The 25,257-nt window shown below is 63.3% G+C and carries 23 protein-coding genes; 6 read left to right on the top strand and 17 right to left on the bottom strand.

Translation table 11 applies throughout. The features are described 5' to 3' along the window. Positions 1-5: 5 nt before the first annotated feature. The 4 genes from BLU15_RS13630 to BLU15_RS13645 all read left to right on the top strand — a co-directional run bounded on the left by BLU15_RS13630 (position 6) and on the right by BLU15_RS13645 (position 3,056). Positions 6-911, top strand: coding sequence for an ABC transporter permease (locus BLU15_RS13630; RefSeq protein ID WP_034799460.1), 906 nt, complete (start codon positions 6-8; stop codon positions 909-911). Further along, positions 911-1,744: an ABC transporter ATP-binding protein gene (locus BLU15_RS13635; protein WP_034799458.1), complete on the top strand. Its 834-nt coding sequence runs from the start codon at positions 911-913 to the stop codon at positions 1,742-1,744. Before BLU15_RS13630 ends, BLU15_RS13635 begins: the two co-directional genes overlap by 1 nt. Further along, positions 1,741-2,481 (top strand): ABC transporter ATP-binding protein, encoded by a 741-nt coding sequence (locus BLU15_RS13640; RefSeq protein WP_034799753.1) that lies wholly within the window; start codon positions 1,741-1,743, stop codon positions 2,479-2,481. Before BLU15_RS13635 ends, BLU15_RS13640 begins: the two co-directional genes overlap by 4 nt. 68 nt (positions 2,482-2,549) lie before the next feature. Further along, a complete protein-coding gene (locus BLU15_RS13645; RefSeq protein WP_034799456.1) occupies positions 2,550-3,056 on the top strand; it encodes a GAF domain-containing protein in 507 nt (168 codons plus the stop codon). A 43-nt stretch (positions 3,057-3,099) separates the two neighbouring features. Here the strand turns inward: BLU15_RS13645 and BLU15_RS13650 are convergent, their stop codons facing one another. The 15 genes from BLU15_RS13650 to BLU15_RS13720 form a co-directional block, all read right to left on the bottom strand. Next, positions 3,100-4,191, bottom strand: coding sequence for an ABC transporter ATP-binding protein (locus BLU15_RS13650; protein ID WP_090295915.1), 1,092 nt, complete (start codon positions 4,189-4,191; stop codon positions 3,100-3,102). 85 nt (positions 4,192-4,276) lie between these two features. Next, positions 4,277-5,731 carry an extracellular solute-binding protein gene (locus BLU15_RS13655; protein ID WP_034799450.1) on the bottom strand — a complete coding sequence of 485 codons (1,455 nt, stop codon included), beginning with the start codon at positions 5,729-5,731 and terminating at the stop codon, positions 4,277-4,279. A 40-nt stretch (positions 5,732-5,771) separates the two neighbouring features. Beyond that, positions 5,772-6,800 (bottom strand): carbohydrate ABC transporter permease, encoded by a 1,029-nt coding sequence (locus BLU15_RS13660; RefSeq protein WP_090295916.1) that lies wholly within the window; start codon positions 6,798-6,800, stop codon positions 5,772-5,774. Beyond that, entirely contained in the window at positions 6,797-7,672 is an 876-nt protein-coding gene (locus BLU15_RS13665) for a carbohydrate ABC transporter permease (protein WP_034799444.1), read from the bottom strand. The genes BLU15_RS13660 and BLU15_RS13665 overlap by 4 nt, the downstream gene beginning before the upstream one ends. Beyond that, complete coding sequence (gene rbsK, locus BLU15_RS13670) at positions 7,669-8,601, bottom strand: ribokinase (protein WP_090295919.1); 933 nt, start codon at positions 8,599-8,601, stop codon at positions 7,669-7,671. Before rbsK ends, BLU15_RS13665 begins: the two co-directional genes overlap by 4 nt. A gap of 103 nt (positions 8,602-8,704) precedes the next feature. Beyond that, positions 8,705-9,157 carry an RbsD/FucU family protein gene (locus BLU15_RS13675; protein ID WP_060518285.1) on the bottom strand — a complete coding sequence of 151 codons (453 nt, stop codon included), beginning with the start codon at positions 9,155-9,157 and terminating at the stop codon, positions 8,705-8,707. A gap of 134 nt (positions 9,158-9,291) precedes the next feature. Continuing rightward, entirely contained in the window at positions 9,292-11,676 is a 2,385-nt protein-coding gene (locus BLU15_RS13680; protein ID WP_090295921.1) for an aldehyde dehydrogenase family protein, read from the bottom strand. A gap of 5 nt (positions 11,677-11,681) precedes the next feature. Next, positions 11,682-12,695, bottom strand: a complete 1,014-nt coding sequence (gene deoC, locus BLU15_RS13685; protein ID WP_043613541.1) for a deoxyribose-phosphate aldolase — start codon at positions 12,693-12,695, stop codon at positions 11,682-11,684. Positions 12,696-12,868: 173 nt separating this feature from the next. Next, complete coding sequence (locus tag BLU15_RS13690) at positions 12,869-13,600, bottom strand: DeoR family transcriptional regulator (protein ID WP_060601463.1); 732 nt, start codon at positions 13,598-13,600, stop codon at positions 12,869-12,871. Between the two features lie 223 nt (positions 13,601-13,823). Further along, entirely contained in the window at positions 13,824-15,626 is a 1,803-nt protein-coding gene (locus tag BLU15_RS13695; RefSeq protein ID WP_090295924.1) for an aminopeptidase P family protein, read from the bottom strand. A 10-nt stretch (positions 15,627-15,636) separates the two neighbouring features. Next, positions 15,637-16,659, bottom strand: coding sequence for an ABC transporter ATP-binding protein (locus BLU15_RS13700; RefSeq protein WP_063894882.1), 1,023 nt, complete (start codon positions 16,657-16,659; stop codon positions 15,637-15,639). Positions 16,660-16,661: 2 nt separating this feature from the next. Beyond that, positions 16,662-17,675 carry an ABC transporter ATP-binding protein gene (locus tag BLU15_RS13705; RefSeq protein WP_060530290.1) on the bottom strand — a complete coding sequence of 338 codons (1,014 nt, stop codon included), beginning with the start codon at positions 17,673-17,675 and terminating at the stop codon, positions 16,662-16,664. A gap of 1 nt (position 17,676) precedes the next feature. Further along, on the bottom strand, positions 17,677-18,546 hold the full coding sequence (locus BLU15_RS13710; protein ID WP_090295926.1) for an ABC transporter permease: 870 nt from the start codon (positions 18,544-18,546) through the stop codon (positions 17,677-17,679). Beyond that, positions 18,543-19,484, bottom strand: a complete 942-nt coding sequence (locus BLU15_RS13715; protein ID WP_060601471.1) for an ABC transporter permease — start codon at positions 19,482-19,484, stop codon at positions 18,543-18,545. The genes BLU15_RS13710 and BLU15_RS13715 overlap by 4 nt, the downstream gene beginning before the upstream one ends. Before the next feature lie 63 nt (positions 19,485-19,547). Further along, positions 19,548-21,125, bottom strand: coding sequence for an ABC transporter substrate-binding protein (locus BLU15_RS13720; RefSeq protein WP_060586177.1), 1,578 nt, complete (start codon positions 21,123-21,125; stop codon positions 19,548-19,550). Between the two features lie 227 nt (positions 21,126-21,352). Here BLU15_RS13720 and BLU15_RS13725 point away from each other — a divergent pair, with 227 nt between their 5' ends. Next, positions 21,353-21,973 (top strand): helix-turn-helix domain-containing protein, encoded by a 621-nt coding sequence (locus BLU15_RS13725; RefSeq protein WP_082566307.1) that lies wholly within the window; start codon positions 21,353-21,355, stop codon positions 21,971-21,973. A 71-nt stretch (positions 21,974-22,044) separates the two neighbouring features. Here BLU15_RS13725 and BLU15_RS13730 read toward each other — a convergent pair whose 3' ends face one another. Both BLU15_RS13730 and BLU15_RS13735 read right to left on the bottom strand, forming a co-directional pair. Continuing rightward, the gene (locus BLU15_RS13730; RefSeq protein WP_090295928.1) at positions 22,045-23,076 is read right to left on the bottom strand and encodes a trans-3-hydroxy-L-proline dehydratase; all 1,032 of its coding nucleotides are present in this window, start codon (positions 23,074-23,076) and stop codon (positions 22,045-22,047) included. A gap of 293 nt (positions 23,077-23,369) precedes the next feature. Then, complete coding sequence (locus BLU15_RS13735; protein ID WP_371589889.1) at positions 23,370-24,233, bottom strand: GNAT family N-acetyltransferase; 864 nt, start codon at positions 24,231-24,233, stop codon at positions 23,370-23,372. 288 nt (positions 24,234-24,521) lie between these two features. Between BLU15_RS13735 and BLU15_RS13740 the strand changes: the two genes are divergently transcribed. Next, positions 24,522-25,187 carry a GntR family transcriptional regulator gene (locus tag BLU15_RS13740; protein WP_051659493.1) on the top strand — a complete coding sequence of 222 codons (666 nt, stop codon included), beginning with the start codon at positions 24,522-24,524 and terminating at the stop codon, positions 25,185-25,187. The last annotated feature ends 70 nt before the right edge of the window (positions 25,188-25,257 follow it).

The raw sequence follows: 25,257 nt of genomic DNA on the forward strand, positions 1-25,257 counted from the left end.
CGACCATGACCACACTTCGCGACTGGCTGATCGACGACAGCCCCGCCTCGCCGATGCAGGCGCGCCTCGGGCGCTTCTATCGCATCTTCGGCGCGCTGATGCGCAATCCGCTCGCCGTTGTCGGCGCCGTCATCATCCTCGTTCTGGTGCTGACCGCACTCTTTGCGCCGTGGCTCGCCACCCATGATCCGCTGCGCCAGTCGCTGAGCGAACGCCTGCTGCCGCCGAGTGCCGCCCACTGGATGGGAACCGACGAACTCGGCCGCGACATCTGGTCCCGCGTTGTCTACGGTTCACGCATCACGCTGGCCATCGTCACGCTGGTTGCAGTGCTCGCAGCCCCTGCCGGCCTGGTGATCGGCGTGGCTGCCGGTTATTTCGGTGGCTGGGTCGACCGTATCCTGATGGGCATTACCGATATCTTCCTGTCGCTGCCGAAGCTCATCCTGGCGCTTGCCTTCGTTGCAGCCCTTGGTCCCGGCATCGAGAACGCGATCATCGCCATCGCGATCACCTCCTGGCCCGGCTATGCCCGTGTCGCTCGTGCGGAGACGCTGACCTTCAAGAACTCCGAATTCATTTCGGCGGTGCGTCTGCTCGGCGCGTCGAGCCTCCGGGTCAATCTCGGCCACGTGCTCCCGCTCTGCACCTCATCGATGATCGTCCGCGTCACGCTCGACATGGCCGGCATCATCCTGACGGCCGCCGGTCTCGGCTTCATCGGACTTGGCGCTCAGCCGCCACTTCCCGAATGGGGCGCGATGATCTCGCGCGGTCGCTCCTTCATTCTCGATCAGTGGTGGGTCGCGACCATGCCCGGCTTTGCCATCATTCTCGTTAGCCTCGGCTTCTGCTTCCTCGGTGATGGCCTGCGCGACGTGCTCGATCCGAAGAGCGGGGAGCAGCGCTGATGAGCAATCTTCTCGAAGTCGAAAACCTGCGCGTCACCTTCCCGACGCCCCGCGGTGATCTCGAAGTCGTGCGCGGCATCTCCTTCACCCTCGGCCGCGAACGCCTCGGCATCGTCGGCGAGAGCGGCTCGGGCAAGTCGATGACCGGTCGCTCGATCCTGCAGCTGATCCGGGCACCGGGTCGGGTCACCGCCGACAAGCTCGTCTTCGACGGCGTCGACCTCCTGAAGCAGTCCGAGCGGCAGATGCGCGCCATCCGCGGCGCCCGCATTTCCATGGTGATGCAAGACCCGAAGTTCTCGCTGAACCCGGTCATGACCATCGGCGAGCAGATCGCCGAAGCGTTGCTGACGCACCAGAAGCTGCCGCGCCGCGAGGTCAACGCGCGCGTGCTTACGATGCTGGAATCGGTGCGCATTGCAGATCCGGAACGCGTCGCCAAGCTCTACCCGCACGAAGTCTCCGGTGGCATGGGCCAGCGCGTGATGATCGCGATGATGCTGATCCCCGAGCCGGACCTTCTGATCGCCGACGAGCCGACCTCGGCGCTCGACGTTTCCGTCCAGGCCCAGGTGCTCGACATCATCGACGAACTGGTGAAACGCAAGGGCATGGGCCTGATCTTCATCAGCCATGACCTCAATCTCGTCTCCAGCTATTGCGACCGCATCCTCGTGATGAACACCGGCGAGGTGGTCGAGGAATGCAAGGCCGGCGAACTGATGGCGGCCAAGCACCCCTATACGCGCGGGCTGATCGCCTCCATTCCGCGCCTCGATGAAACACGGGACGAGCTGCCGGTGCTCGACCGCAGCGCATGGGCCAAGGCATGACCGCGCTCTCTCTGAAGAACCTCGACATCTCGTACGGCGACGTGCAGATCACCCACGACGTCAATCTCGATATCGCCGACGGCGAGAGCTTTGCCCTTGTCGGCGAAAGCGGCTCGGGAAAATCGACGGTGCTGAAGGCAATCGCAGGTCTCGCGCCGGAATGGACCGGCGAGATCACCGTGCTCGGCTCGCCCCGCGGCCACGGCATCGACCGCGCCTTTTCGCGTCAGTGCCAAATGGTGTTCCAGGATCCCTACGGCTCGCTGCACCCGCGAAAGACGGTCGACGCCACGCTCGGCGAAGCGCTGACGATCCACGGCATCGGCGACCGCAACGCCCGCATCGAAGAGGTCATGACCTCGGTCGGCCTCGATCGCAAGTTCCGCTTCCGTTTTCCGCACCAGCTCTCGGGCGGCCAGCGCCAGCGCGTGGCGATTGCCCGTGCACTGATGCTGAAGCCGAAGGTGCTCTTACTCGACGAGCCGACATCCGCGCTCGACGTTTCGGTCCAGGCCGAAATCCTCAACCTGTTGAAGCGCCTCCGGCGCGAGCAGAACCTCACCTTCCTGATGGTCACCCACAACCTGGCGGTCGTCTCCTTCCTCTGCGATCGCCTCGCTGTCATGCGCCAGGGCCGGATCGTCGAGATTGCCGATGTCGCCGACCTCAAGCGCGGTGACCTCAAGGATCCCTATTCGCGCGAGCTGATGCAGATCAGCGCCGCGCATGCCAACTAGGATGGGACAACACCGACGATTTCTCGTCTGTCCCCTTCTAAGATATCGAGTAACCCCAAGGACATAGCATGAACAGTGAACAGATCGCTGCCGCGCTGGCGGAATTCGACGCGGCCATTGCCAAGACCACCGATGCCGATGCGGTATGGACCGCATTGCAGACGCTTAGCCGCCAGGTGATCGGCGCCAAGCTCTTCACCATCATGACCGTAGACATGGTCAACGAAGTCGCGCGCCGCGCCTACACCTCGCACCCCGCGGAGTACCCGACCTCGGGCACCAAGCCGATCCGCTACGACAGCTGGTTCGACATCGTGCACAAGGCGCACCAGACCTTCGTCGCCAACACCATCGCCGATATCGCCAAGGTTTTCCCGGACCACGAGACGATCTGGTCGCTCGGCTGCGGCTCGGTTGCCAACATCCCGGTCGTTGTCGGCGGCGAGCTGCTCGGCACCGTCAACTGCCTCGACGTCGAGCATCACTACACGCCGGAGCGCGTGGCACTCTCCAAGCACCTGGAGCTGCCGGCGAAGCTCGCCTTCCTCGCCGCAGCACGCGCCGAGAAGAAGTAAGACAGCAGGCCGGAGGCGTCATCGCCTTCGGCCATCCATCCGCTCAGCGGCCGATCGCCCCACCGGTTTCCTTCAGGAAGAAATGCATTTTCTCCGTCTCGATCGGCACCGCGATCTGGTCATCGGGGCCGATGCGTGACGCAGCGTGAACCTGCGCCGTGAAAGCGGCGGGCCCGACCCGGCCAAGAGCCAGCGTATGCGGGCCGAGCGGTTCGATATCGCGCACGATCAGCCTGACTGTTGGCGCATTGGCGTCCGCCGCCATCGTATGTTCCGGCCGGATGCCGAGCACGACCGCTTTTCCGACGTAGGCGCCGAGTTTTTCGGCGCGGTTTTCCGGGATAGCCACGGCCACGTCCCCATCCGCTATGAACTGCATCCCTCCATCGCCGCGCTCCAGCCGGCCCTCGAGGAAATTCATGCTCGGCGCACCGATGAAGGCGGCGACGAAAAGATTGGCGGGGGCCTCATAGAGCGTGATCGGATCGGCCGCCTGCTCGATGCGGCCCTGGTTCATGACGACGACGCGGTCGGCCATGGTCATGGCTTCCACCTGATCGTGGGTCACGTAAACGGCAGTCGTCTGAAGACGCCGGTGCAAGAGCTTGATTTCGGTGCGCATTTCGATGCGAAGTTTGGCATCCAGGTTCGACAACGGCTCGTCGAAGAGGAAGACATCCGGCTGGCGTACGATCGCCCGGCCGATCGCCACGCGCTGGCGCTGGCCGCCCGAAAGTGCGCTCGGCTTGCGATTGAGATAGGCGCCGAGGTTGAGGATGCGAGCGGCATCCGTTACCGCCTTTTCGATCTCCGCCTTCGGCGTGCCGCGCACCTTCATGCCGTAGCCGATGTTCTCGGCGACCGTCATGTGCGGATAGAGCGCGTAATTCTGAAACACCATGGAGCAATTGCGCAGGCCCGGTCTGAGATCGGTCACGTCGCGATCGCCAATCCGGATCGAACCCGAAGTCGCAGTTTCGAGGCCGGCAATCATCCTGAGCGTCGTCGTCTTGCCGCAGCCGGAGGGACCGACGAGCACGACGAACTCACGATCGGCAATGTCGAGATCGAGCGGCGGAATGACGGTGACGCTCCCGAAGGACTTGGTGATCTGCTGCAATCGGACCTGTGACATGCTGTAGCCTCTGATGCTGTCTGTGCCCGGTCTCGCCGGGGACGGTGGCGCCCGCCCCGATCGTTTCGGGGCGGGCGTGGGTTCGTTACTGCTGCGGCAAGCCCATCGAGGCGCGATAGGCGGCAAGCTGCTTGTCGCGGCCGAACTCGTCGGTCAGCTTGTTCCACTGTTCCGCGACGCTATCGAGCGCCTGTTGCGGCGTCACTTCGCCGGCAAGCGCCTTGGAAAGCTCGATCTCCAGCACTTCGGTATAGGAGAAGTAGCCGGGAAGGCGCATGTCGAGCGCGATGTTCTTGGCGGTCACCGCCTCCTTCTGCGCACCAAGATATTCCTTCGCCTCACGCTCGGAGAAGATCTTCGACCAGAGATCGAGATTGGTCGTGTGCGAGATGCGGTAAGGGTTCACACCGGTGCCGCCGGTAATCGCCGCCTGGCCCGAGACGGCCGGGCTCGTCAGGTACTGGATGTAGTTCCAGGCTGCTTCCTGCTTGGTCGAGGTCGCGGGAACTGCCGCCTGCCAACCGCCGAAGGCCATGAAGGAGGTCTGGACGACGTGGTCGAACTTGTCCCACTTCTTGGTCTTGTAGTTCCAGATCTCGTCCGATCCCGGCAGCGATGCCGAGCCGACATTGCCGGCCACCTTCGACTGCTTCGGGTCGGCACCGATGACGCCGGTATCACCCCAGCCGATCGATTCCGCCACCTGGCCGCCGGCAAAAGCGGCGTTTACTTCGCCGAAGGAGAAGTTCAGCGCGTTCGGCGGCGCGAGCTTTGAGGCCCGGATGTATTCCTCGAGGCCACGAACCCAGCCGGGATTGTTGACCTGCGCATCCATCGTTTCCGGATTGAAGAACATGGCGCCCGGGTTGTCCGGGTGGCTGGTATAACCGGCCACGTGGCTGAACAGGAACCAGAATTGCTGGCCGCCACGCCGGAAGGCTTCCGCCGTGCCCCAGAGGTTGTTGGCCGGCTGGTTGAAGTATTCGGCGATGTCCAGGTACTGCTTCCAGGTCTTCGGCGGCGCCAGATCGTAGCCGTACTTTTCCTTGAAGGCCTTCTGGTTGTCGGCGTTCTCGAAGAGGTCGATGCGGTAGCTGTAGGTATGGGCGTCGCCGTCCATCGTCTGCGACAGCACCTTGCCGTTCCAGACCATCAGCTGTTCGCGGTAGACGGGCGCGATATCGTCCCAGTCGGCGCCCTTCTGCATGTCGGCCGGCATTTCCGACAGGAAGTCGGTGAAATCAGGGGCCCAGGCCGGTGCAAAGGCGATCACGTCGAAAGCGTCTTCGCCAGAGGTCAGCGAGGTCACGATCTTCGGATAGAGCTCCGACCACGGGAACTCGACGACCTTGACCTTGCCGCAGGTCTTTTCCTCCCAGCCCTTGGCCGCAAGCTGCAGCGCCGAGGCAATGTAAGGACCGGTCTGTGTGGTCGCCGTCAGTTCGACGCCGGTGTAATCCGGGTCGCAGGCGAGCGCCGTTCCCGCGCTCCCCGATGCGAGTGCGGCGAGAGATGCAGATGCCAGTAGCAATTTCCTCATTCTATCCTCCCTGTGAATGAATGCATGCCAAAGCGGTTGGTTACTTGATCGCTCCAAGAAGCAGGCCGGAGCGCATGAGCCGGCTCAAAAGCCCGGCCATGACCATCATCGGAACGATGGCAACGAGGGCGGCAGCGGAAATCGCCCACCATTCGTCGCCGCGCTGGCTGTTCTGGCCGGCAACGAGAATGGGCAGCGTCTGCCATTTGGAGTTGGTCAGGAACAGCGCGAACAGGAACTCGTTCCAGACGAAGGCGAGCGTGATCATGAAGGTGGCGATCAGACCCGGCTTCGACATCGGCAGCACGATGCCGAAGAAGATCCGCCACGACGGCACGTTGTCGACCATCGCCGCCTCCTCGACCTCCACCGGCAGCGCCTCGAAGAAGTCGCGCATCAGCCAGATGACGATCGGCAGCGAGAAAGCGATATAGGCGAAAGTGAGGCCAATATAGCTGTCGACCAGCTTGAAGCCGAGTTTTCCCATCTCGGTATACATCAGGTAGAGCGCAAAGGCAGCGACGATCGGCGGGAACATGCGCTGGCTGACGAACCAGAAGACGATGTCGTTGTTGCCGAGTTCCGGCCCCGGAAGGCGAAAGCGGCTCGAGATCACTGCAAGCGCGAGCGCTGCGACAAAGGCATAGACCAGCGAGATGCCCTGGCCGTAGCCAAGCACATGGCGGCCGAGCAGGAAGCCGCCGAAGGCGATCACCACGAAGATCAGTGCCGAGAGCAGGCGAAAGCGGAAGGTGAAGCGCACCAGCGCATAGGCTGCCATGGCGCCGATGAAGGTCGCGGCGATCGACGCCGAAAGGCCGATGATTGTCGAGGCCAGGAAGGTGTTGAAGAACTGGCCACGCTGGCCCGACAACAGCTCGCTCCAGGCCGTCAAGCTCGGTTCGAAATCAACGAAGGGCAGATAGGTCGGCCCGCCGACGACGGCGATCGGCGTCTTGAACGAGGTGATCAGCACCCAATAGAGCGGAAAGAAGGTGATGGCGAGCCAGACGAGGCAGCCGCCGAGCGCCAGCCAGCGCCGTTTCCCTTTGAGAGTGCGCACGCTCATTTGTGCTTCTCCAGATAGGGCTTGAGGATGGCGAGATAGACGAGACCGATCACCGTGATGACAATCAGGAACAGGAAGGAAAGCGCCGAGGTGTAGCCGAGATTGAACTTCTTGAAGCCTTCCTGATAGGCAAACAGCGTCAGCGTCTCGGTCGATATCCCCGGCCCGCCGCCAGTCATGACGAAGACCGTGTCGATGATCTTGTAGCTCTCGATCAGCCGGATGAAGACGACGGCAACCGAGATCGGCAGGAGCATAGGAAAGGTGATGTCGCGGAACTGCTGCCACGGCGTGGCATTTTCGAGCGCGGCCGCCTCGTAGACGTCGTCGGGCAAGGTCTGTAGCCCGGCAAGCAGCATGAGGATGACGAAAGGCGTCCATTGCCAGACCTCGACGGCAATGATCGAGCCGAGCGCCCAGCTGGTCTGGGTGAGGAACGGCAGGTTGGGGAACCCGATTGCCGTCATCAGCTCGTTGAGCGGGCCCATCGTCGGGTTCAGCACCTGGCGGGCGATCAGCGCGACGGCGACCGGCGCCACCAGCATCGGCAGCAGGAAGCTGACGCGGAAGATGCCCTCTCCCGGCACTCTTGAATTCAACGCCAACGCCACCGAAAGGCCGATCACATATTGCAGCCCGACGGAGATGAAGGCGATCAGCGTCGTCGTTCCCGCCACATGCCAGAACCGCGGGTTCTGCAGGAGATCGAGATAGTTGCCGAAGCCGACGAAGCGGGCCGGCGTCGGCGGCACCAGCCGCATGCTCATGAAGCTGGTCGTCAGCGAATAGACGAGCGGGAAGATCGAGATCATCAGCACGATGATCAGCGCCGGCCAGATGAAGAAGTGCTTGATCGGGTCGTTGCGCGTCATGCGGACGCCCCGCGCGCAAGCAGCGCCTCGATCTCGGCAAGCGTCGGCATGGCGGGCGCGGTGCCGCGGCGGGTGACCGCGATGCCGGCGGTGGCGCAGCCGAAGCGTACAGCGTCAACCGGTGAAAGGTCGCGGGCGAGCGCTGCGGAGAAGCCTCCGACAAAAGCGTCCCCCGCCCCGGTCGTGTCGATTACCGGCCCGCTGGCGATCGCCGGCACCAGCACCGACTGCTCGTGGTTGTGATAGAGCACGCCGCGTTCACCGAGCGTGATCAGCGCCGTTTTCGCACCCTTCTTCAGGATCGCGTCACCGGCACGACGAACGTCGTCTTCCGTGGCGAGCGCAAAACCGACGATGGCTGCGGCTTCCGTCTCGTTCGGCACAAGATAATCGCAGAGCGGATAGATCGCATCCGGGAAGGCTTCGGCCGGTGCCGGGTTGAAGACGGTGATGACGCCGGCCGCATGGGCAATTTCGAGCGCCCGCCGAGCGGCGGCCACCGGCTGCTCCAATTGGGTGACGAAGATGCGCGAACCTTCGATCGTCTCGCGCGCGGCCTCGACATCGTCGATCCCGATCGAGCCGGCGGCTCCCGGATAGACGATGATAGCGTTTTCGCCGTTCTGGTCGTTGACATAGATGAAGGCAGCCCCCGTAGGCAGATCGTCCATCTCAACGATCTTCGGCGTCACGCCGGCCTCGGCATAGGTGCGCAGCGCCATCTCGCCAAAGGTGTCGCAGCCGAGCTTGGAGATGAAGGAAACGGGACTTCCCGCCCGAGCACAGGCGACCGCCTGGTTCGAGCCCTTGCCTCCCGGCCCGACGGAAAAGCCGCTGCCGGTAATCGTTTCACCGACAACCGGCATGCGCCGCGCCAGATAGGCCGTGTCGGCCACGAAGATGCCAAGGATCGAAACACCAGTCTTCATTCAAGCCTCCCCCTGCGACCGCACCGCAAGCAAAGCGGCGTGCCCAGGCAATCTCTCGCGATTTCATCTGTCGTCTCGTGCCGCGCGGCGACCGCGCGGTCCGTCAGGTCTTGGGCGGAATGACGCCCTTGGTGAACAGGAAGCAGCCATAGAAGCGCGTCTCGCCCGTGGTGATGACGCAATAGGCCTTCTTGGCTTCCTCGTAGAACTTGAAGCGCTCGATGCCGTACATCGGCGCCGATTTACCCTCAGCGCGATCGATTACCGCCTGCACTTCCTGCTGCACGGGCAGCACTTCGTCGGGCGCACCCATCACCTCCATGCGCCCGGCCGAAGGCTGCAGCGGCGTATCGAGCGGCAGCACGGAAAGCACCGCTTCGACGGCACGCGCGGCCGAGACGTTGTCGATGCGCAACAGCGTGCCCAGCGTGGTCTTGCGGGCAATGGCGTCGGACGGGAAGTTGGTGTCGGAAATGACCAGCGTGTCGCCGTGTCCCATGGACCTGAGCGCGTGCAGCACATCGGCGTTCAGCGCCGGATCGATATTCTTCAGCATACAGTCCTCCTCCTGGCGCGCTCCGGTTTCCGTGGCGCGCAATGCATTCCCCCTTGCAGGCGAGCGCGTCTCCCTACTGTTCACTTGTCCCACAGCGCGGGCCGGCTCCCCCCGCCCCGCGCGTGGTGGCTCTCCTACTCGCCGTAGGGGATCCAGATGTTCTTGACGTCCGTCGCGCGGCGCAGATAGGCCGGGCCTTCTGCCGCCTCGCGATCGAGCCAGTTCGTCGCCTTTCCGTAGTCGACAAAGGTGCGCTTCAGGTTGCCGACCGAGAGCCTCTCCACGAGGGTCGAAAGTTCCGCCGAGCCGAAAGCCCAGAGCGCATCCACGTCGTTGTGGCTTGCGAGCGTCTTTGCCAGTTCGATCGTCGAACCGGTGACGATGTTGACGACACCGGCCGGGACGTCTGATGTTTCGAGCACCGTATAGAAATCGGTGGCCGCCAGCGGATGCTGTTCGCTCGGCACCACGACGACACGGTTGCCGGTGGCGATCAGCGGCGCGACCAGACTGATCATGCCAAGCAGCGGCGCTTCCGGCGGGCAAACGACGCCGACGACACCGATCGCCTCGGGGATCGCAAGTGCTACGCCGCGAAGCGGCGGCTGGTGGATCGCGCCTTCGTACTTGTCGGCCCAGGCGCCATAGGTGAAGAGGCGTGCGATCGAGGCTTCGACTTCCGCCTTGGCGTTGGCCGCAGACGCGCCGGTCATGTCGGCGATCCGATCGGCGAATTCGCCCGCACGGCCACTCAGGTTTTCGGCGATGTAGTAGAGGATTTGCGCGCGGTTGTGCGTCGTTGCCGACGACCAGCCGGATGCGGCTTGCGCTGCGACGACTGCGTTGCGGATGTCCTTGCGGTTGCCCTCGCCGACCTCGCCAAGCACCTTGCCCTTGGGCGAGAGCACGTTGCGGTTATAGTTGCCATCCGGCCGTGCCTGCTTGCCGCCGATGAAAAGCTTGGCGGTACGGTCGACGTCAGGCATGGCGAAATCGCCAGCCACGGGCTTCAATGCCGGTTCGACGGCGGCGGGACGCGGCTTGCGGCCGGCCCAAGCCTTCGGCTTCAGATATTCGTAGCAGCCCTCGCGACCACCCTCGCGGCCGAAGCCGGATTCGCGCTTGCCGCCGAAACCGGCAGACGCATCGAAGAGGTTAGTCGCATTGACCCAAACCACACCGGCGGCGAGCTTGGCCGCGACATGCAATGCCAGGCCGATGGTCTCGCTCCAGACGCTGGCGGCAAGGCCGTAGCGCGTATGGTTGGCAAGCTGGATCGCCTCTTCCGGGGTGCGGAAGGTCATGGAGACGGCGACGGGGCCGAAGATCTCTTCCGTCGCAACGATCGAGGTCGGCTGCACGCCGGTGAGCAGGGTCGGCGGATAGAAGCTGCCGCCCTGCGGCAGTTCGATCTTCGGCTGATGCAGCGCTGCTCCTTCGGAGACGCCCTTGGCGACTAGGTCTTCGATCCGCTGCAACTGCACCGGCGCGACGATCGCTGCCATGTCGATCGCCTTGTCGAGCGGATGGCCGACGCGCAGCGTCTGCATGCGGCGCTTCAGGCGCTCGTAGAACAGCGGTGCCACGCCTTCCTGCACGAGGATGCGCGAGCCGGCGCAGCAGACCTGGCCCTGGTTGAACCAGATGGCGTCAACCACGCCTTCGACGGCGCCATCGATATCGGCGTCGTCAAAGACGATGAAGGGCGACTTGCCGCCAAGCTCCAGCGTCAGCGACTTGCCGGTTCCGGCCGTGCGCTCACGAATGAGACGGCCAACCTCTGTCGATCCGGTAAAGGCGATCTTGTCGATGTCGGAGTGCTCGACGATCAGGGCGCCGGTGTCGCCCTCACCCGTCACGACGTTGAGCACGCCTGCCGGCAGACCGGCAGCGGCTGCAAGCTCTGCAAAAAGAAGCGCCGTCAGCGGCGTGAACTCGGCCGGCTTCAGGATAACCGTGTTGCCGAGCGCCAGCGCCGGCGCGACCTTCCAGGCGAGCATCAGGAACGGGAAGTTCCACGGAATGACCTGGCCGACGACGCCGACCGGCACCTGATCGGCAAACTCGGCTTCCTGCAGCTGCGCCCAGCCGGCGTGGTGATAGAAGTGGCGGGCGGCGAGCGGCACGTCGATGTCGCGCGTCTCGCGGATCGGCTTGCCGTTGTCGAGCGCCTCGACCACGGCAATCAGACGCGCATGGCGCTGGATCATGCGGGCGAGCGCATAGAGATGGCGGGCGCGGGCATGGCCCGGCAGTTTCGCCCAGGCGGCTTGCGCCTTGCGGGCAGCGGCAACCGCATCGTCGACGTCCTTGGCACCGCCGAGCGCGATCTTTGCGAGCAGCTTGCCGGTTGCCGGCTCCTTCGTCTCGAAGGTCTTGCCCGAGGCGGAGGCGACGAAGGCGCCGTTGATGAAGTGGCCGAATTCGCCCTTGTGACGGGCGAGCCACTGGCGGGCTTCCGTATCGGCTTCAGGGGCTGGACCATAGGACATTTCGTCAAAATACCTTGCGACAGTCATCGGGATCATCCAATCGGGTGACGGTTGAGGGCCGAATAGGCGCCGGTAACGTGGTGTTCGAGCTGGCGCTCGATATCGGCAAGCAGGCTCGATGCGCCGATGCGGAAGAGATCCGGCTCGAGCCATTCGCGCCCGAGCTCGTCCTTCATCAGGAACTGGTAGTTCAAGATGTCCTTTGCCGCAGAAATGCCGCCCGCCGGCTTGTAGCCGACCTTGAGGCCGGTCTGCTCCTGATAGGCCCTAATCATGCGCAGCATGATGAGCGTCACCAGCAGCGTGGCGTTGACGCCTTCCTTGCCGGTCGAGGTCTTGATGAAATCGGCGCCAGCCATCATGCAGACGAGCGAAGCGCGCGCGACGTTGCGCAGCGTCTTCAGGTCGCCGGTCGCAAGAATAGCCTTCACATGAGCGTCACCGCAGGCGGCACGGAAATCGCGCATCTCATCATAGAGTGCCTGCCAGTTGCCCGTCAGCACATGCTCGCGGGTGATGACGATATCGATTTCCTTGGCGCCATCGGCGACAGAGGCTTCGATCTCGCGCAGCTTCACGTCATGCGGGATCAGGCCGGCAGGAAAACCGGTGGAGACGGCTGCCACCGGGATACCGGAACCTTCGAGCGCCTCAACGGCGGTCGAGACGAAGCGATGATAGACGCAGACAGCGCCCGTCGTGATGCCGCGACCGCCCATGCCGAGCGCGTCGAGCAGATCCTGGCGCACCGGTTGGCGCGCCTTGGCGCAGAGCCGCTTGACGCGCTCCGTCGTGTCGTCGCCGTTGAGGGTCGTCAGATCGATGCAGGTAACAGCCTTCAAGAGCCAGGCGGCCTGCGCGTCCTTCTTCACCGTGCGGCGACCGGGCAGCGTCGCAACGCGACGCTCGGCGGCCGACAGATTGACACGCTGGTCCAGCACCCAGCCAAGATCGAGATCGATGCCGTTGTTGCGCGGCCAGTTATGGCCCGCCGCCGGAGAATGCGCGGCCTTCGGCGCGCCAGTTTTCACAGCAAGGTCTTCCAAGCGATGGCTCCTTGAACTCCCTGTCACGACCAGCCGCACTCGAGCACAGCCGCCGAGAACTCATTTTTGTTATTTTTCTATCGAATTTTTGTGACTATTCCATCAAGAACAGAGAGTGTCAAGCGAGACACCGCCGTTTTGACGATTTCGTAATATTTTTGCGGATGCCGCCTTCACAGACCCGGCAGCTGCGTTTCACCCTCTTCGGTGATGATAGAGCGAAAAACGCCGATTGGCGCGAAAAAAGCCGGCTTCAGCTTGCCGATCTTGCTGAGGTCGACGACCAGATGGCTCTCGCGCGCCAGCGAGATGACCTTCTGCTTCACCGACACTTCGTGGAAATGCACGCAGGTCGCACCACGCGCCGGATCGATGCCGGCGGCCGACAGGAATGCGACGTTGATGCCGAGCGAATCGAGAGTCTCCAGACCGGAGTTGCCGGAAAAAGACGCAGACGAAGGGTGATAGACGCCACCAAGCATGACGATCCGGACATTCGGCTTATGGGTCAGCTTCTCTGCCACGTTCAGGGAATAACATACTGCTGTTATTGAATAATTCTCGGGAACGAGGTCGACGAGATATTCGAGTGTGGTGCCGCAATCGATGAAGATCGTCTCGTCCGGGCGGATATGGCGCGCCGCGTGGACACAGGCCTCGCGCTTGGCGGCAGCGTGGCTGTCGGCCTCGCGTGCCAGCTCGTAGGGCACATCGCCTTCGATCTCCGACGCCGGCACGATATGTCCGCCGAGAAAAGCAAACTGGCCGGGATTGTCGGCAACGTCACGACGGATCGTCATTTCAGAGACGCCGAGCAGGGCCGCGGCGTCGCGCAAGTGCAAGACTCTCCGTCCTGAAAGGGCATCGGCGAGCTGGATGATGCGGGCTGTCTTGCGGCTGACCATGATTTCTTCCGTGTCCGACGAGTTCTGCAGCCGTTCATGGCGTGAACAGGTTTTGTGAAAAATATCACAAACTATCTCCCCCAAGCAAGAGGAGTCACATTGATTGAAAGCGACCTGATCGCGGCCGGGGAGCCCATCGCCAAGAAATGACAACGGCGGACCTACCGGCCCGCCGCTCCACTGTCGTCATATTAATCCGCGAGAAGAAGCGGACGAGGCGCTATCACGCGCTGATCGGAGCCGACCGGTCGGAAAGCCAGCCCACCGTCTCCGGTTCAAGCAAGCCGTCCAGTTCCTGCGCGACGCGACGGTGATAGGCATCGATCCAGGTCCGCTCAGCCGCCGTCAGCAAGCCGAAATCGGCCAGCCGCAGATCGATCGGCACCAGCGTCAGGCTGCGGAAGCTCAGGAAACCGTCGCCGTCGTCGACCACCTCCACCTGGTTTTCGATGCGGATGCCGTAGGCGCCGGCCTTGTAGTAGCCCGGCTCGATCGTCGTCACCATGCCCGGCTTCAACTCGATCTCGTTGACGCGGCGATCGAAGCGCTGCGGCTGTTCGTGGACCGAGAGAAAGTGACCGACCCCATGGCCGGTGCCGTGGTCATAGTCGAGACCAAGATCCCAGAGCGGGCGGCGGGCAAAGGCGTCGAGCTGGTGGCCGAAGCTTCCCCTGGGGAATTTCAGCGATGCCATAGAGATCAACCCCTTAAGGACGGCCGTGTAGGCCCGCCGGATCTCGTCGCTGACCGGACCGATCGCCGTCGTGCGCGTGGCATCGGTGGTGCCGGTCAGATACTGCCCGCCAGAATCGAGCAGATAGACACCGTCCTTGCGGATCAGCCCGTTGCTCGCCTCGGTGGCTGCATAGTGACACATGGCGGCATGACCGCCGGCTGCCGAAATCGAGCGGAAGCTCGGTTCGACGAAACTTTCGGCCATCTGGCGATAGGCGAGGATACGCTCTTCCGCTTCCAGTTCGGTCACCGGTTTGCCGCTCGCCTCCCGTTCGGCGGCGTGCCGCTCGAGCCAGGCAAAGAAGCGAACCCAGGCGGCGCCGTCCAGACGGTGACAATCGCGGAAGCCCGAGAGCTCGGTCGCGTTCTTGTGCATCTTGGCGAGCGTGATCGGGCTCTTCGCGAGCTGCACGGTGCCACCTGCGGCACGTGTGGCATGGGCCGTGGCCGACGGGGCAAATCCGGGATCAATCAGCGCCGTGCGTCCGGCCGCCATCGCCCTGACGCGGTCGAGCAGCTTGCCAGGCTCGGCAATGGCAACATCGTCAAGCTCGAAGTCCGAGAGGTCGTTCGGAAGCTTGCGATGATCGACCAGCCACTCCGTTTGCCCGGCGCGGTCGAAGATCAGGAAGGACTGCGGCATCGGGTTGAAGGCGACGTCGCGGCCGCGGACATTGAGGAACCACGCGATATTGTCCGGCTGCGCCTCGATCAAAAGATCGGCCCCCTGCTCCGCCAGCATGGCGGCGATGCGGCGCCTCTTCTCTCCAACACTTTCGCCGGCATTGGCGACCGGGAAGGCGGTAATCTTGCCGAGCGGTTTTTCCGGCTGGTCGGTCCAGATCGCGTCGACAAGATCCCCGTCGACAGGCGTCCAGACGCCACCCGCCAGCTCGACCGAGCGGTTGCAATCCGCATCCCAGGTGGACGGCAGCAGCATCGCATTGAAGCCGACGCGTTCGCCGTTGCGCAGATTGTTCTTCAGCCAATCCTTGAGCGGTGCGTCATAGAAGTGTTCGATCGCGAAGGTGCCGAGATCCACTTCGTCGCGCACCTGCACCTGATAGCGACCATCGACGAAGATCGCGGCGCGGTCGCGCATGACGATCGCCACGCCGGCCGAGCCAGTGAAGCCGGTGACAAAGGCCAGTCGATGGTCGTGTGGCGCGCAGTATTCGCCCTGATGTTCGTCGAAGCGCGGCACGACGTAGCCGTCGAGCCCCGCTTCCGCAAGTTTGCGCCGCAGCGCGCCGATGCGGCCGGAGATATCCGGCCTTGCTCTCGTATCCATGATGTCTTTCCTATCGAGTGGAGTTTGAGGCGCCGCCGATCGTCTCGGCGAAATGGCAGGCGGTCATGCCCGATCCGACCGGGCGCAACGCCGGCTTTTCGCGGCGGCAGCGTTCGGTCGCGTGCGGGCAGCGCACGTGGAAGGGGCAGCCGGGCGGGATGGCGAGCGGGCTCGGCAGCTCACCCGACAGTGCCGGCGTGCGACGCCTGGCGCCCGGGTCAAGCGACGGTGCGGCAGCAAGCAGTCCCTTGGAATAGGGATGCATCGGCTTCGAAAACAGCGCCTCCGACGGGCCGATTTCGACGATGGCGCCGAGATAGATGACGGCGACGCGGTGCGAGACATGGCGTACGAGGCGAAGGTCGTGGGCAACGAACAGCACCGTCAGGCCCAGCTCGTCCTGAAGCTCGATCAGGAGATTGACGACCTGCGCCTGCACCGAAACGTCGAGCGCGGAAACGAGTTCGTCGGCGACCAGGCAGGTCGGTTCCAGCGACAGCGCGCGCGCAATGCCGATGCGCTGGCGCTGGCCGCCGGAGAACTCGTGCGGGAACTTATCCGCGGCCCCTTCGGGCAGCCGCACCAGATCCAGCAGTTCGTCGACGCGACGGTCGATCGCCGCTCCATCGCGCATGCGATGCACCGTGATCGCCTCTCGCAAGGTATCGCGCACGGTCATGCGCGGGTTGAGCGAGGTATAGGGGTCCTGAAACATCATCTGGACGCGCCGGTTATAGGCGCGCCTCCGTGCCCCCTTGAGGCCGACGACGCTCTCGCCCTCGAACAGGATATCGCCTGATGTCGGCCGGTGCAGGCCGGCGATCAGGCGCGCAAGCGTGGACTTGCCGCAGCCGGATTCGCCGACGATCCCGAGCGTCTCGCCGGGCATCACATCGAGATCGATGCCATTGACCGCCGAGACGACCTGCTGCGGACGGCGGGCGAGCGTGTCGGACAGCGAGCGCCGTTTCTCGAACTGGATCGACAGCGCACGCAGCGAAAGCAAAGGCGTTGTGCTTGCTGAAGTGGGCATAATCATTGCGCCGCCTCCCGCGGTCCGAAATGCGCTTGGGCATCTTCAAGATGATGGCAGGCAACGAGCCGCGACGAACCGATCTCTTCGAGCGCTGGCCGAATGTCAGGACATTCGCGTCCTGCGACCGGACAGCGGGCGCTGAAGGCGCAGCCGCCTGGAAGCGCGTTCAACGCCGGCGGCGCGCCGGGGATCGAATAGAGCGGCGTTCGCGGCGCAACGTCGCGCGGGATCGAGCGCAACAACCCCAGGGAATAGGGATGGCGCGCGTCGGCGATCACATCCGTCGTCGTACCGACTTCGCAAAGCCTGCCGCCATACATGACGGCCACGCGATCGCAGGTCTCGGCGACGACACCCATGTCATGGGTGACGAGGATCACCGCCATGCCGAGATCGCGGCTCAGCGACTGGATGAGCCTGAGGATCTGGTCCTGGATGGTAACATCGAGCGCCGTCGTCGGCTCGTCGGCCAACAGCAGCTTCGGATTGGAGGCAAGCGCAATGGCGATCATCACCCGCTGGCGCATGCCGCCGGAGAACTCGTGCGGGAAATCGTCGAGACGATTGCGGGCGCCGGGGATGCCGACGAGATCGAGCAGTTCGATCGCGCGTGCCTTCCGCGCTTTTGCGTCGAGGTTCGTATGCGCCACGAGGTTTTCCTGGATCTGCAGGCCGACCGTCAGCAGTGGATTGAGCGACGACATCGGCTCCTGGAAGATCATCGCGATCTCGCGGCCGCGGATGCGCCGGAGACGCGCCTCGTCGAGCGGAACGAGGTCGCGGCCGTTCCAGAGGATTTCGCCGGCGACCCGGCCGCGCGGCCGGATGATGCCGAGGATCGAGCGCAGCGTGATGCTCTTGCCCGAGCCGGATTCGCCGACCAGCCCGAGGATCTCGCCCTGCCCCACCTGGAACGAGACGTCGTCCACCGCGACCAGTGGGCGATCTTGCGGGCCGAACTCGGTTCGAAGGTGCCTGACGTCGAGCACGACCGGTTTTTCTGTGCTTTTCATCTCAGCGCCCCTTCGGCCGAAGCAGATCGGCCAGCGCGTCGCCGACGAGGCTGAAGCCGAGCCCGGTCAGAACGATGGCGATGCCGGGCATCAGGCTCATCCACCAGGCCGTCATCAGGAAGTTGCGGCCCTCGGCGATCAAGACGCCCCATTCGGCAGCCGGCGGCTGTGCGCCGACGCCGAGATAGCCGAGCGACGAGCCGAGCAGGATCGCGAGCGCCATATCGGTCATCCAATAGACGAGGATTGGCGAGATCGCGTTCGGCAGCAGATGGCGGAAGATGATGCGGCGATCGGAGTAGCCGAGAACCCGGCCGGCCGCGGCATAGTCGTTGGCCTTCTGCGCCATGATTTCGGCGCGCGTCAGCCGGGCGTAATAGACCCAGTTCACCGCGGTGATCGCCACGTACATGTTGACGAGGCCAGGCCCCAGCACCGCGACGATCGCGATCACCAGCACCAGGAAGGGAAAGGTGATGATCGCGTCGACGCAACGGCCGAAGATCACGTCGGCAATGCCGCCGTAGTAACCGACGAAGGCGCCAACGGTGAGGCCGATCAAAAGCGCGAAGATCGTCGCGAAGAAGGCCATCTGCATGTCGACGCGATAGGCCCAGATGACGCGCGAGAGCACATCGCGGCCGAAATTGTCGGTGCCGAAGGGATGCGCAAGGCTCGGCCCCTGCTGGATCGCCTGAAGGTCGAAGGCAAGCGGGTCGTAAGGAGCAAAGAGCTGAGGGAACACCGCAAGCGCCAGCGACAGGCCGAGAATGACAATGCCGATCACGAAAGAAGGACGGGCGAAGGCGCGTGCCAGAAAGGCGGCGAGCCGTCCCCGCGTCCGCGAATGGGTGAGAGTCAGGACCGTCATGATTGGCGAAGCCTCGGGTCGAGCCAGGATTGCACGACATCCGTCAAGAGGAAGACGACGGAGACGAGCACGGCGAAGGTGAGCGTCAGGCCCTGGATCAGCGGATAGTCGCGGGCAAAGATCGCCTCCAGCATCAGCCGGCCGACACCAGGAATGGCAAAAACCGTCTCGGTCACCAGCGTGCCGCTCATCAGGTTGCCGATCGACAAACCCAGCAGAGTGACCGTCGAAACGAGCGCATTGCGCAACACGTGCCGGGTCATGATGATACGCGGCGACAGGCCCTTGGCCCGCGCGAACTGCACATAGTCGGCGTCGAGCACCTCGATCAGCGAGGCGCGTAGATTGCGCAGGATGATCGCCGACGTATAGAGCGCGACGCTGAGTGCGGGCAGGATCAGGTGATAGAGATTGGCGAAAAAGGTCTTGCCGTAGCCGCCGACCGGAAACCAGCGCAACTGCGCCGCAAGCACGGTGAGCAGCAGGAGCCCGATGTAAAAGACGGGCATGGAAAGACCGACCTGAAAGACGCTGCGGATGGCGACATCGACAGGGCTGTTGACGCGCGCTGCCGCAAGGAAGGCGAGCGGCCCGGCGAGGAACACAGCGAGCACGACCGCATAGAGCGCCAGGAAGATCGTCGTCGGCAACCGGCTGAGAATGACCTCGGTCACCGGGGCCTTCAACATGATCGAGCGGCCGAGATCGCCGGTCAGCGTGTTCTTGACGAAGACGAGGAACTGCACCGGCAACGGCTCATCGAGACCGAGATTGTGCCGGATCTGTTCAAGCTGCGCATCGGTCGCCTTGGCCTCGGCCATGGCGATGGCCGGATCTCCCGGCAAAAGGCGCACGAGCAGGAAGATGAAGATCATCACCAACAGGAACGTCGGGATGATCTGCAGCAGCCGTGCCACGAGATAGGAAAGTGGGGGCATGGTTCCAACCTTCAACGGAGAACCGGGCGGCTTGCCGCCCGGTTTTCGCAGATCGTTCCGCTATCAGTCGGCGCGCCAGGCTTCAGAGAAGTCATTGGCGCCGAGCGGCGTCTGGACGTAGCCTTCGATCGATTTCGAGACGGCGACGGCAAACGGCGTTTCGAACAGGAAGAGCAACGGTGCCTCGGCCGCGTAGATCTCCTGCATGCGCTTGTATTCGTCCTTGCGCTTGGCCGGATCGGTCTCGACGTTGGAGGCCTCGAACAGCGTGTTGAATTCCTGGTTGTTCCAGCCGGTGCCGACGGCCTGACGCTGCTTGTAATAGCCGAGCCAGCCGGTCACCTGCGCCGGGTCGTTGACGTCGTTCGCCCAGCCATACGTATGGATGTCGAAATCGCCGGACCGGTTCTTCTCGCCGCGGGTCGGGTTGTCGACCTGCTCGACCTTGAGGTTGACGCCGAGTGGCGCCCACATCTGCTGAAGTGCGGTAAACAATGTTGCATCGTCGGCGCTGCCGGCAAGCGTGGTGAGCTTAACCTCGAAGCCGCCGCTGAGGCCGGCTTCCGACAGCAACTGCTTGGCCTTTTCCGGATCGTAGGGGTAAAGCGGCGCCGGACCGTAATGCAGCTGCGTCGCAGCCGACATCAGCGAGGTCATCGGCTTGCCGGTATCGAAGGTCACGAGCTTGATCAGCACGCTCTTGTCGGTCGCATAGTTCAGCGCCTGGCGCACCTTGACGTCGGCAAGCGGGTTCTTCGCGCCGTCCTTCTTCGCCTCGCGCGTATTGATCGGCGCGTAGACGATGCGGGTCGAGGGGAAGAGCTCCATCTTCAGGTTCGGATCGGCGCCGAGCTCGCCGACACGGGCAAACGGAATGAACTCGGCGGCGTCGACTTCGCCGGCCTGAAGCTTGAGGATGCGGGTCGCGTCATCTGGAATGACGAGGAATTCCACCCGGTCGAGATAGGGCAGCGGCTTGCCGTCTTCGCCCTGGCGCCAGTAGTTCGGGTTGCGTTCGAAGCTCATGCTCGAGCCCTGCACATGGCTCTTCATGACGAAGGGCCCCGATGTCACCGGACCAGCCGAGAAGAAGGCGCGCGCCTTTTCCTGGTCGGTCGCGCCGGCCGCCTTTTCGAAGGCTGCCTTTGGCATGATGCCGGTGTTGAAAGTTGCAAGGATCGAGATGATCGTCGGGTCGGGATTTTTCAGCGACACAGTGATCTTGTTGCCATCGGCCGTGACCGCGTCGACTGCGCCGAGCAGCCCCGCCCAGGGGCCGAGTTCGGCATTGCGTGCCCGATCCAGCGAGAAGACGACGTCGGCGCCGGTAAGGTCGGAGCCGTCGGAAAACTTGAGGCCGCTTCGAAGCGTCAGGGTGATGGTCTTGCCATCTGCCGAAACCTCGTGAGCCTCGGCGAGACCCGGCACGATCGAACCATCAGGACCGTTGCGGAGCAGCGTTTCGTAGAGACCGTTCACCATCCAGAGATCGGGATTGCGGTCGGCGTAAACGGGATCGATGACGGTCGAGTCGTCGTAGCGGGCGAATGTCATCGCGCCACCGCGTTCGATCGCAAACGCCGAGGTGGCCGCAAGCAGACCCAGCGTCGTGCCGAGCAGAATAGGCAATATAGGTTTCATCTCACTCCTCCTTTTGACCGCAGCCGACATCGATCGCGCGCTGAACACGTTTATTGGATATTGGATCCAATTTTTCTTAGTATTTTTTGCCGCCGACGGATTGCCGCGAAGACGTTCTTGTAGTTCCCCTTTTCAAGAAGGCTGGCATACGATCTGATCGGCTTGCCGAACCAACTTTAGCTGGACTAAAGTACATCGATAGACGTGAGTCAAGCGGAAAGAAAGTCATGCCCCTGAAGATCGAAGAGGCGCCCGGAGCCCATGAAGGCGCCTCCCTCCCCGAAGCCTCGACACCCGCCTCGCTCGGGCAAATGCTCAGAGCCCGCCGCAAGGAAATCGGCAAGACCATGAAGGACGTGGCGCGCGAGGCCGGGCTGACGGAAGGCTTCATCAGCCAGATCGAGCGCGGCATTTCCACCCCGTCGCTAATCTCGCTGTACAACGTCGCCAATGCGCTCGGCACCAGCGTCGACACCTTCCTGTCGCAGCCGCCGCAGCATTCGCATTCGATGGTCTCGCACGCAGGGGAACGCCCCGGCTACAATGTCGAGACCAAGGAGCGCGTCTACGAACTGATCGAACGCGGCTTTCCGGGCGCGGCGCTCAACGGCTGCATCACCCATATGCCGCCGGGCTATGCGTCGGAACTGACCAGCCACGAGGGCGAGGACTTCCTTTACCTGATCGAGGGCGAGATGCTCTACCAGATCGATGGCAAGGACTATCTGCTGAAGGCCGGCGACACGCTGCACTTCCCCGCCTCGCTGCCGCACCGCGCCCGCAATGTCGGCGCGGGACCGGCCCGCGAACTCTGGGTCGGCACCACCCGGATCATCAAGGAAGACTGAACCGGCAGAACAATCCAAAGGCCTGGGCCGAAAGGTACGGGCCGCAACGAGGCGGCCCGCAAAGGCAGACCTTACTGCTTGAGCGGCCAGGTGTCGGCAAGGCGGTAGCCGGCTGGCCACGGATCGGCCGGGTCGAGCATCACCTGGTGCGTGCCGGTAATCCAGGCACGTCCGGAGATCTCAGGCACGATCGCCGGGCGTCCGCCGACCGTCGTTTCGCCGACGATGCGGCAATTGAAGGTCGAATCGATGATCGAGTGGCCGCTGAAGCGCTGGCCGACCTTCATCAGCCCACGCGCGTGCAGCACCGCCATGCGCGCCGAGCAGCCGGTGCCGGTCGGCGAGCGGTCGAGCTTGGCCGGCTGGATGACCACCGTGTTGCGGCCATGCAGAATGCCGTCCTTTTCTTCGACCGGCATCGTCAGCTGGCAGAAGGAGATATGATCCCATTCCGGATTTTCCGGATGGGTGAAGCCGAGCTGTTCGTTGGCCGCGCGGGTGATCTTGATACCGGTTTCGGCAAGCTCGCGCGCCTCGTCTGGCGTCACCGAGAAACCAAGAGCGCGAGCGTCGGTGATGACGAAGCTGTCGCCGCCATAGGCGGTATCGACCGTCAACGTGCCCAGACCCTCGACTTCAAGCTTGGCGTCGAGCTTGTCGGCAAAGGACGGCACGTTGGTGACGGTGATGCGCTCGGCCTTGCCGTTGCGGCACTCGGCAACGACGTTGACCAGTCCACCGGGCGCTTCCAGCACCATGCGCGTTTCCGGCTCCTGCATCGGTACGATGCCGCTGTCGAGCAGAACGGTGGAGACGCAGATCGAATTCGAACCGGACATCGGCGGCGTATCTTCGGGCTCCATGATGATGAAGCCCATGGTCGCGCGCGGGTCCTTCGGCGGCACAAGCAGATTGATGTGGCGGAAGACGCCACCGCGCGGCTCGTTGAGCACGAAATTGCGCAGCGTCTGGTCTTCGGCGATGAAGCGGCGCTGTTCCCAGAGCGTGTTTCCAGGCGGCGGCGCGACGCCGCCGACGATGACGTCGCCGACTTCCCCTTCCGCGTGGCAGGAAACGATATGAACGACCTTGTTGCTGCGCATGCGCTTTCTCCTTCCGTGACGGTGGACGGACGCCACCCGGGCGCGCCCTTCACTTGCGGCCGCTCCCCCATTTCACCGGGTGACGCGATGGCGTCGCCCGTCGACGAAACGACTCTTAGAAAAATTGGATCCAATATACAATCTGAAAATACTCATAATCCAAATCCGGCCAGAGAGGCCTGCAAACGTAGGCCGTGACAGTCCGCCGACCGGCTTGTCGGCAGCGACGTCGAAATAGCTGCGCTTTGAGTTCGATCAGCGACATGGAAGCGCCTCGAGCACACCTCAAGAGCTCACATGAACCCCGGATTGCGGGGCAGATAGCGCGTCCAGTCGCCATAACCGGGAGACGCCATCAGCAGCATTGGAAACGTGATCCGCATCCCCTGATTGACCGCAAGGCTCAAAGCGCCGTCGCATGCCCCGGGCAAGAAGGCCGAAATCCTCTCAGACGTGCCCGCGGCGGCCAATCGCAACGCGGCCGCGAAGGCATCTTGAACATGACCGGGCCACAGGACGGCGAGTGGGCCGATGTGCCCGTTGGCGCCGATATAGCCGTATCCGGCAGGATCGCTGCCGGCGTAAAACAGAAACCCTCGGGTTGCCAGATCGCCAAGCAGGTAGCGATGATGCTTGTCCCGCGATACGCCGATGGCGCAGCGATCGACCGTCGCCAGCGTCTCCATGGTCGCTGCATCGGGTTCGATCGGCACGGCGCGCAGGACCGTCTCCGGCAACATCCGCATTGCCTCTCGCCTGGCATCGAAAAAATAGATCGGCGTGCGCGGAAAGAAGCCGTGTCGCATGTAGAGCCCCTGCGACACCCGATTGAAGGTGAAGGTGATCAGCGCCTTGTGGGCTGCGCCTGACTTGCGCGCATGTTCCAGAGTTCGTTCCAGCAGCGAATTTCCGATGCCCCGGCCCTGTTGAGCGGGATCGACGAACAACTGGGCGAGAAACCAGAGATCCCCGCAAGTCCAACTCCAGGTGCATCCGACGATGCCCCCGCCCTCTTCGGCCACCCAGAGGCCGTCCGGATCGTCCCTAAGGCAAAAAAGCTGAAAATTGGGAGGGCTTGTCGCCGCCATCGGGCCGAAGCCGTGCCGAATGGTAAGATCGTTGATGCTTGAGACGACCAGTGCATCGGTCGCAGCCAATTCGTCGGCTCGAGCAGGCCTGTAAACGAGCGGCATTGGTAACACCACGAGAGGTTTCCAAGACAAGGCTGGCTTCGCAGCTCGACCATATCACGCTCTGCCGCTCCGCTTCATCAGAGACCTTTCCTCCGTCAGACGATTTCCGGTTCCGGCGACGAGATCGTCGCGCCTACTTTCCAAAGCTCTGTTGCCCGGCGCCCGGATTGGACCTATGACCGTTGACCAACAGCGCGAAAACGCTTCCGAATTCGCCGTGCCGAGGGGCTTGGCCAGCGGGGTTTGAACAGGATGAAACTCGACGCCGTCGATGTCAGGCAAGCCGCCTCAGCGGCCGATATCGTCTATGAGGCCTTGCGCAAGGCGATCATCGAAGGCGACCTCGCCGAAGGCGAGAACCTGCGCCAGGACCACATCGCCCAGATGTTCAACACCAGCCGCATTCCGGTGCGCGAGGCGCTTTCACGGCTGGAGCAGCATGGGCTGATTACCACCGAGCGCTATAAGGGCGCCGTTGTCGCCGGCCTCTCGATTGAGGAAATCGAGGAGATTTTCGAGTTCCGCGCACTGATCGAGGCGGAGGTCATTCGGCTTGCCGTACCCAGTCTCGACCGCCGTACGCTGGACCTTGCACGCCAGCATTGCGAGGAATTCGAGCAGGAGGAAAATTCCGACCGCTGGGGCGAAATCAACCGCAACTTCCACTACAGCCTCTACGAGGCAGCACGTCGCCCCTATTACCTGCAGATCGTTCGCGCCTCTCTCGATCGCATCGACCGTTACCTGCGGGCGCAGCTGACGCTAACCTCGGGCGTTGCGCGCGCGCGCCGCGAACACAAGGCGATCCTGGATGCCTGTGTGGCGCGCGACGCCGAGCGGGCCAGCGCCTTGACGCGCGATCATATCCTCGATGCCGGTCGCTCGCTGACCGTCTTCCTGAGAGAACAACGAGGCTAGCGGCGCGGTTTCTCCCGCGGCTTTGGCCGACCGTCATAATAGTTTGATTTACATATCGTTTTATCGTGTT

The organism is Ensifer sp. YR511 (assembly GCF_900103045.1).
Classification (GTDB): Bacteria; Pseudomonadota; Alphaproteobacteria; order Rhizobiales; family Rhizobiaceae; genus Ensifer; species Ensifer adhaerens.

Coding starts and splice junctions, on each gene's coding strand:
- BLU15_RS13665 (WP_034799444.1), bottom strand. CDS start 7,672: ATGACGCGCAACGACCCGATCAAGCACTTCTTCATCTGGCCGGCGCTG.
- BLU15_RS13655 (WP_034799450.1), bottom strand. CDS start 5,731: ATGAGGAAATTGCTACTGGCATCTGCATCTCTCGCCGCACTCGCATCG.
- BLU15_RS13660 (WP_090295916.1), bottom strand. CDS start 6,800: ATGAGCGTGCGCACTCTCAAAGGGAAACGGCGCTGGCTGGCGCTCGGC.
- BLU15_RS13675 (WP_060518285.1), bottom strand. CDS start 9,157: ATGCTGAAGAATATCGATCCGGCGCTGAACGCCGATGTGCTGCACGCG.
- BLU15_RS13705 (WP_060530290.1), bottom strand. CDS start 17,675: ATGAAAAGCACAGAAAAACCGGTCGTGCTCGACGTCAGGCACCTTCGA.
- BLU15_RS13730 (WP_090295928.1), bottom strand. CDS start 23,076: ATGCGCAGCAACAAGGTCGTTCATATCGTTTCCTGCCACGCGGAAGGG.
- BLU15_RS13720 (WP_060586177.1), bottom strand. CDS start 21,125: ATGAAACCTATATTGCCTATTCTGCTCGGCACGACGCTGGGTCTGCTT.
- BLU15_RS13725 (WP_082566307.1), top strand. CDS start 21,353: ATGCCCCTGAAGATCGAAGAGGCGCCCGGAGCCCATGAAGGCGCCTCC.
- BLU15_RS13695 (WP_090295924.1), bottom strand. CDS start 15,626: ATGGATACGAGAGCAAGGCCGGATATCTCCGGCCGCATCGGCGCGCTG.
- BLU15_RS13740 (WP_051659493.1), top strand. CDS start 24,522: ATGAAACTCGACGCCGTCGATGTCAGGCAAGCCGCCTCAGCGGCCGAT.
- BLU15_RS13715 (WP_060601471.1), bottom strand. CDS start 19,484: ATGCCCCCACTTTCCTATCTCGTGGCACGGCTGCTGCAGATCATCCCG.
- BLU15_RS13640 (WP_034799753.1), top strand. CDS start 1,741: ATGACCGCGCTCTCTCTGAAGAACCTCGACATCTCGTACGGCGACGTG.
- BLU15_RS13630 (WP_034799460.1), top strand. CDS start 6: ATGACCACACTTCGCGACTGGCTGATCGACGACAGCCCCGCCTCGCCG.
- BLU15_RS13635 (WP_034799458.1), top strand. CDS start 911: ATGAGCAATCTTCTCGAAGTCGAAAACCTGCGCGTCACCTTCCCGACG.
- BLU15_RS13690 (WP_060601463.1), bottom strand. CDS start 13,600: ATGGTCAGCCGCAAGACAGCCCGCATCATCCAGCTCGCCGATGCCCTT.
- BLU15_RS13650 (WP_090295915.1), bottom strand. CDS start 4,191: ATGTCACAGGTCCGATTGCAGCAGATCACCAAGTCCTTCGGGAGCGTC.
- BLU15_RS13680 (WP_090295921.1), bottom strand. CDS start 11,676: ATGACTGTCGCAAGGTATTTTGACGAAATGTCCTATGGTCCAGCCCCT.
- BLU15_RS13700 (WP_063894882.1), bottom strand. CDS start 16,659: ATGCCCACTTCAGCAAGCACAACGCCTTTGCTTTCGCTGCGTGCGCTG.
- BLU15_RS13710 (WP_090295926.1), bottom strand. CDS start 18,546: ATGACGGTCCTGACTCTCACCCATTCGCGGACGCGGGGACGGCTCGCC.
- rbsK (WP_090295919.1), bottom strand. CDS start 8,601: ATGAAGACTGGTGTTTCGATCCTTGGCATCTTCGTGGCCGACACGGCC.
- BLU15_RS13645 (WP_034799456.1), top strand. CDS start 2,550: ATGAACAGTGAACAGATCGCTGCCGCGCTGGCGGAATTCGACGCGGCC.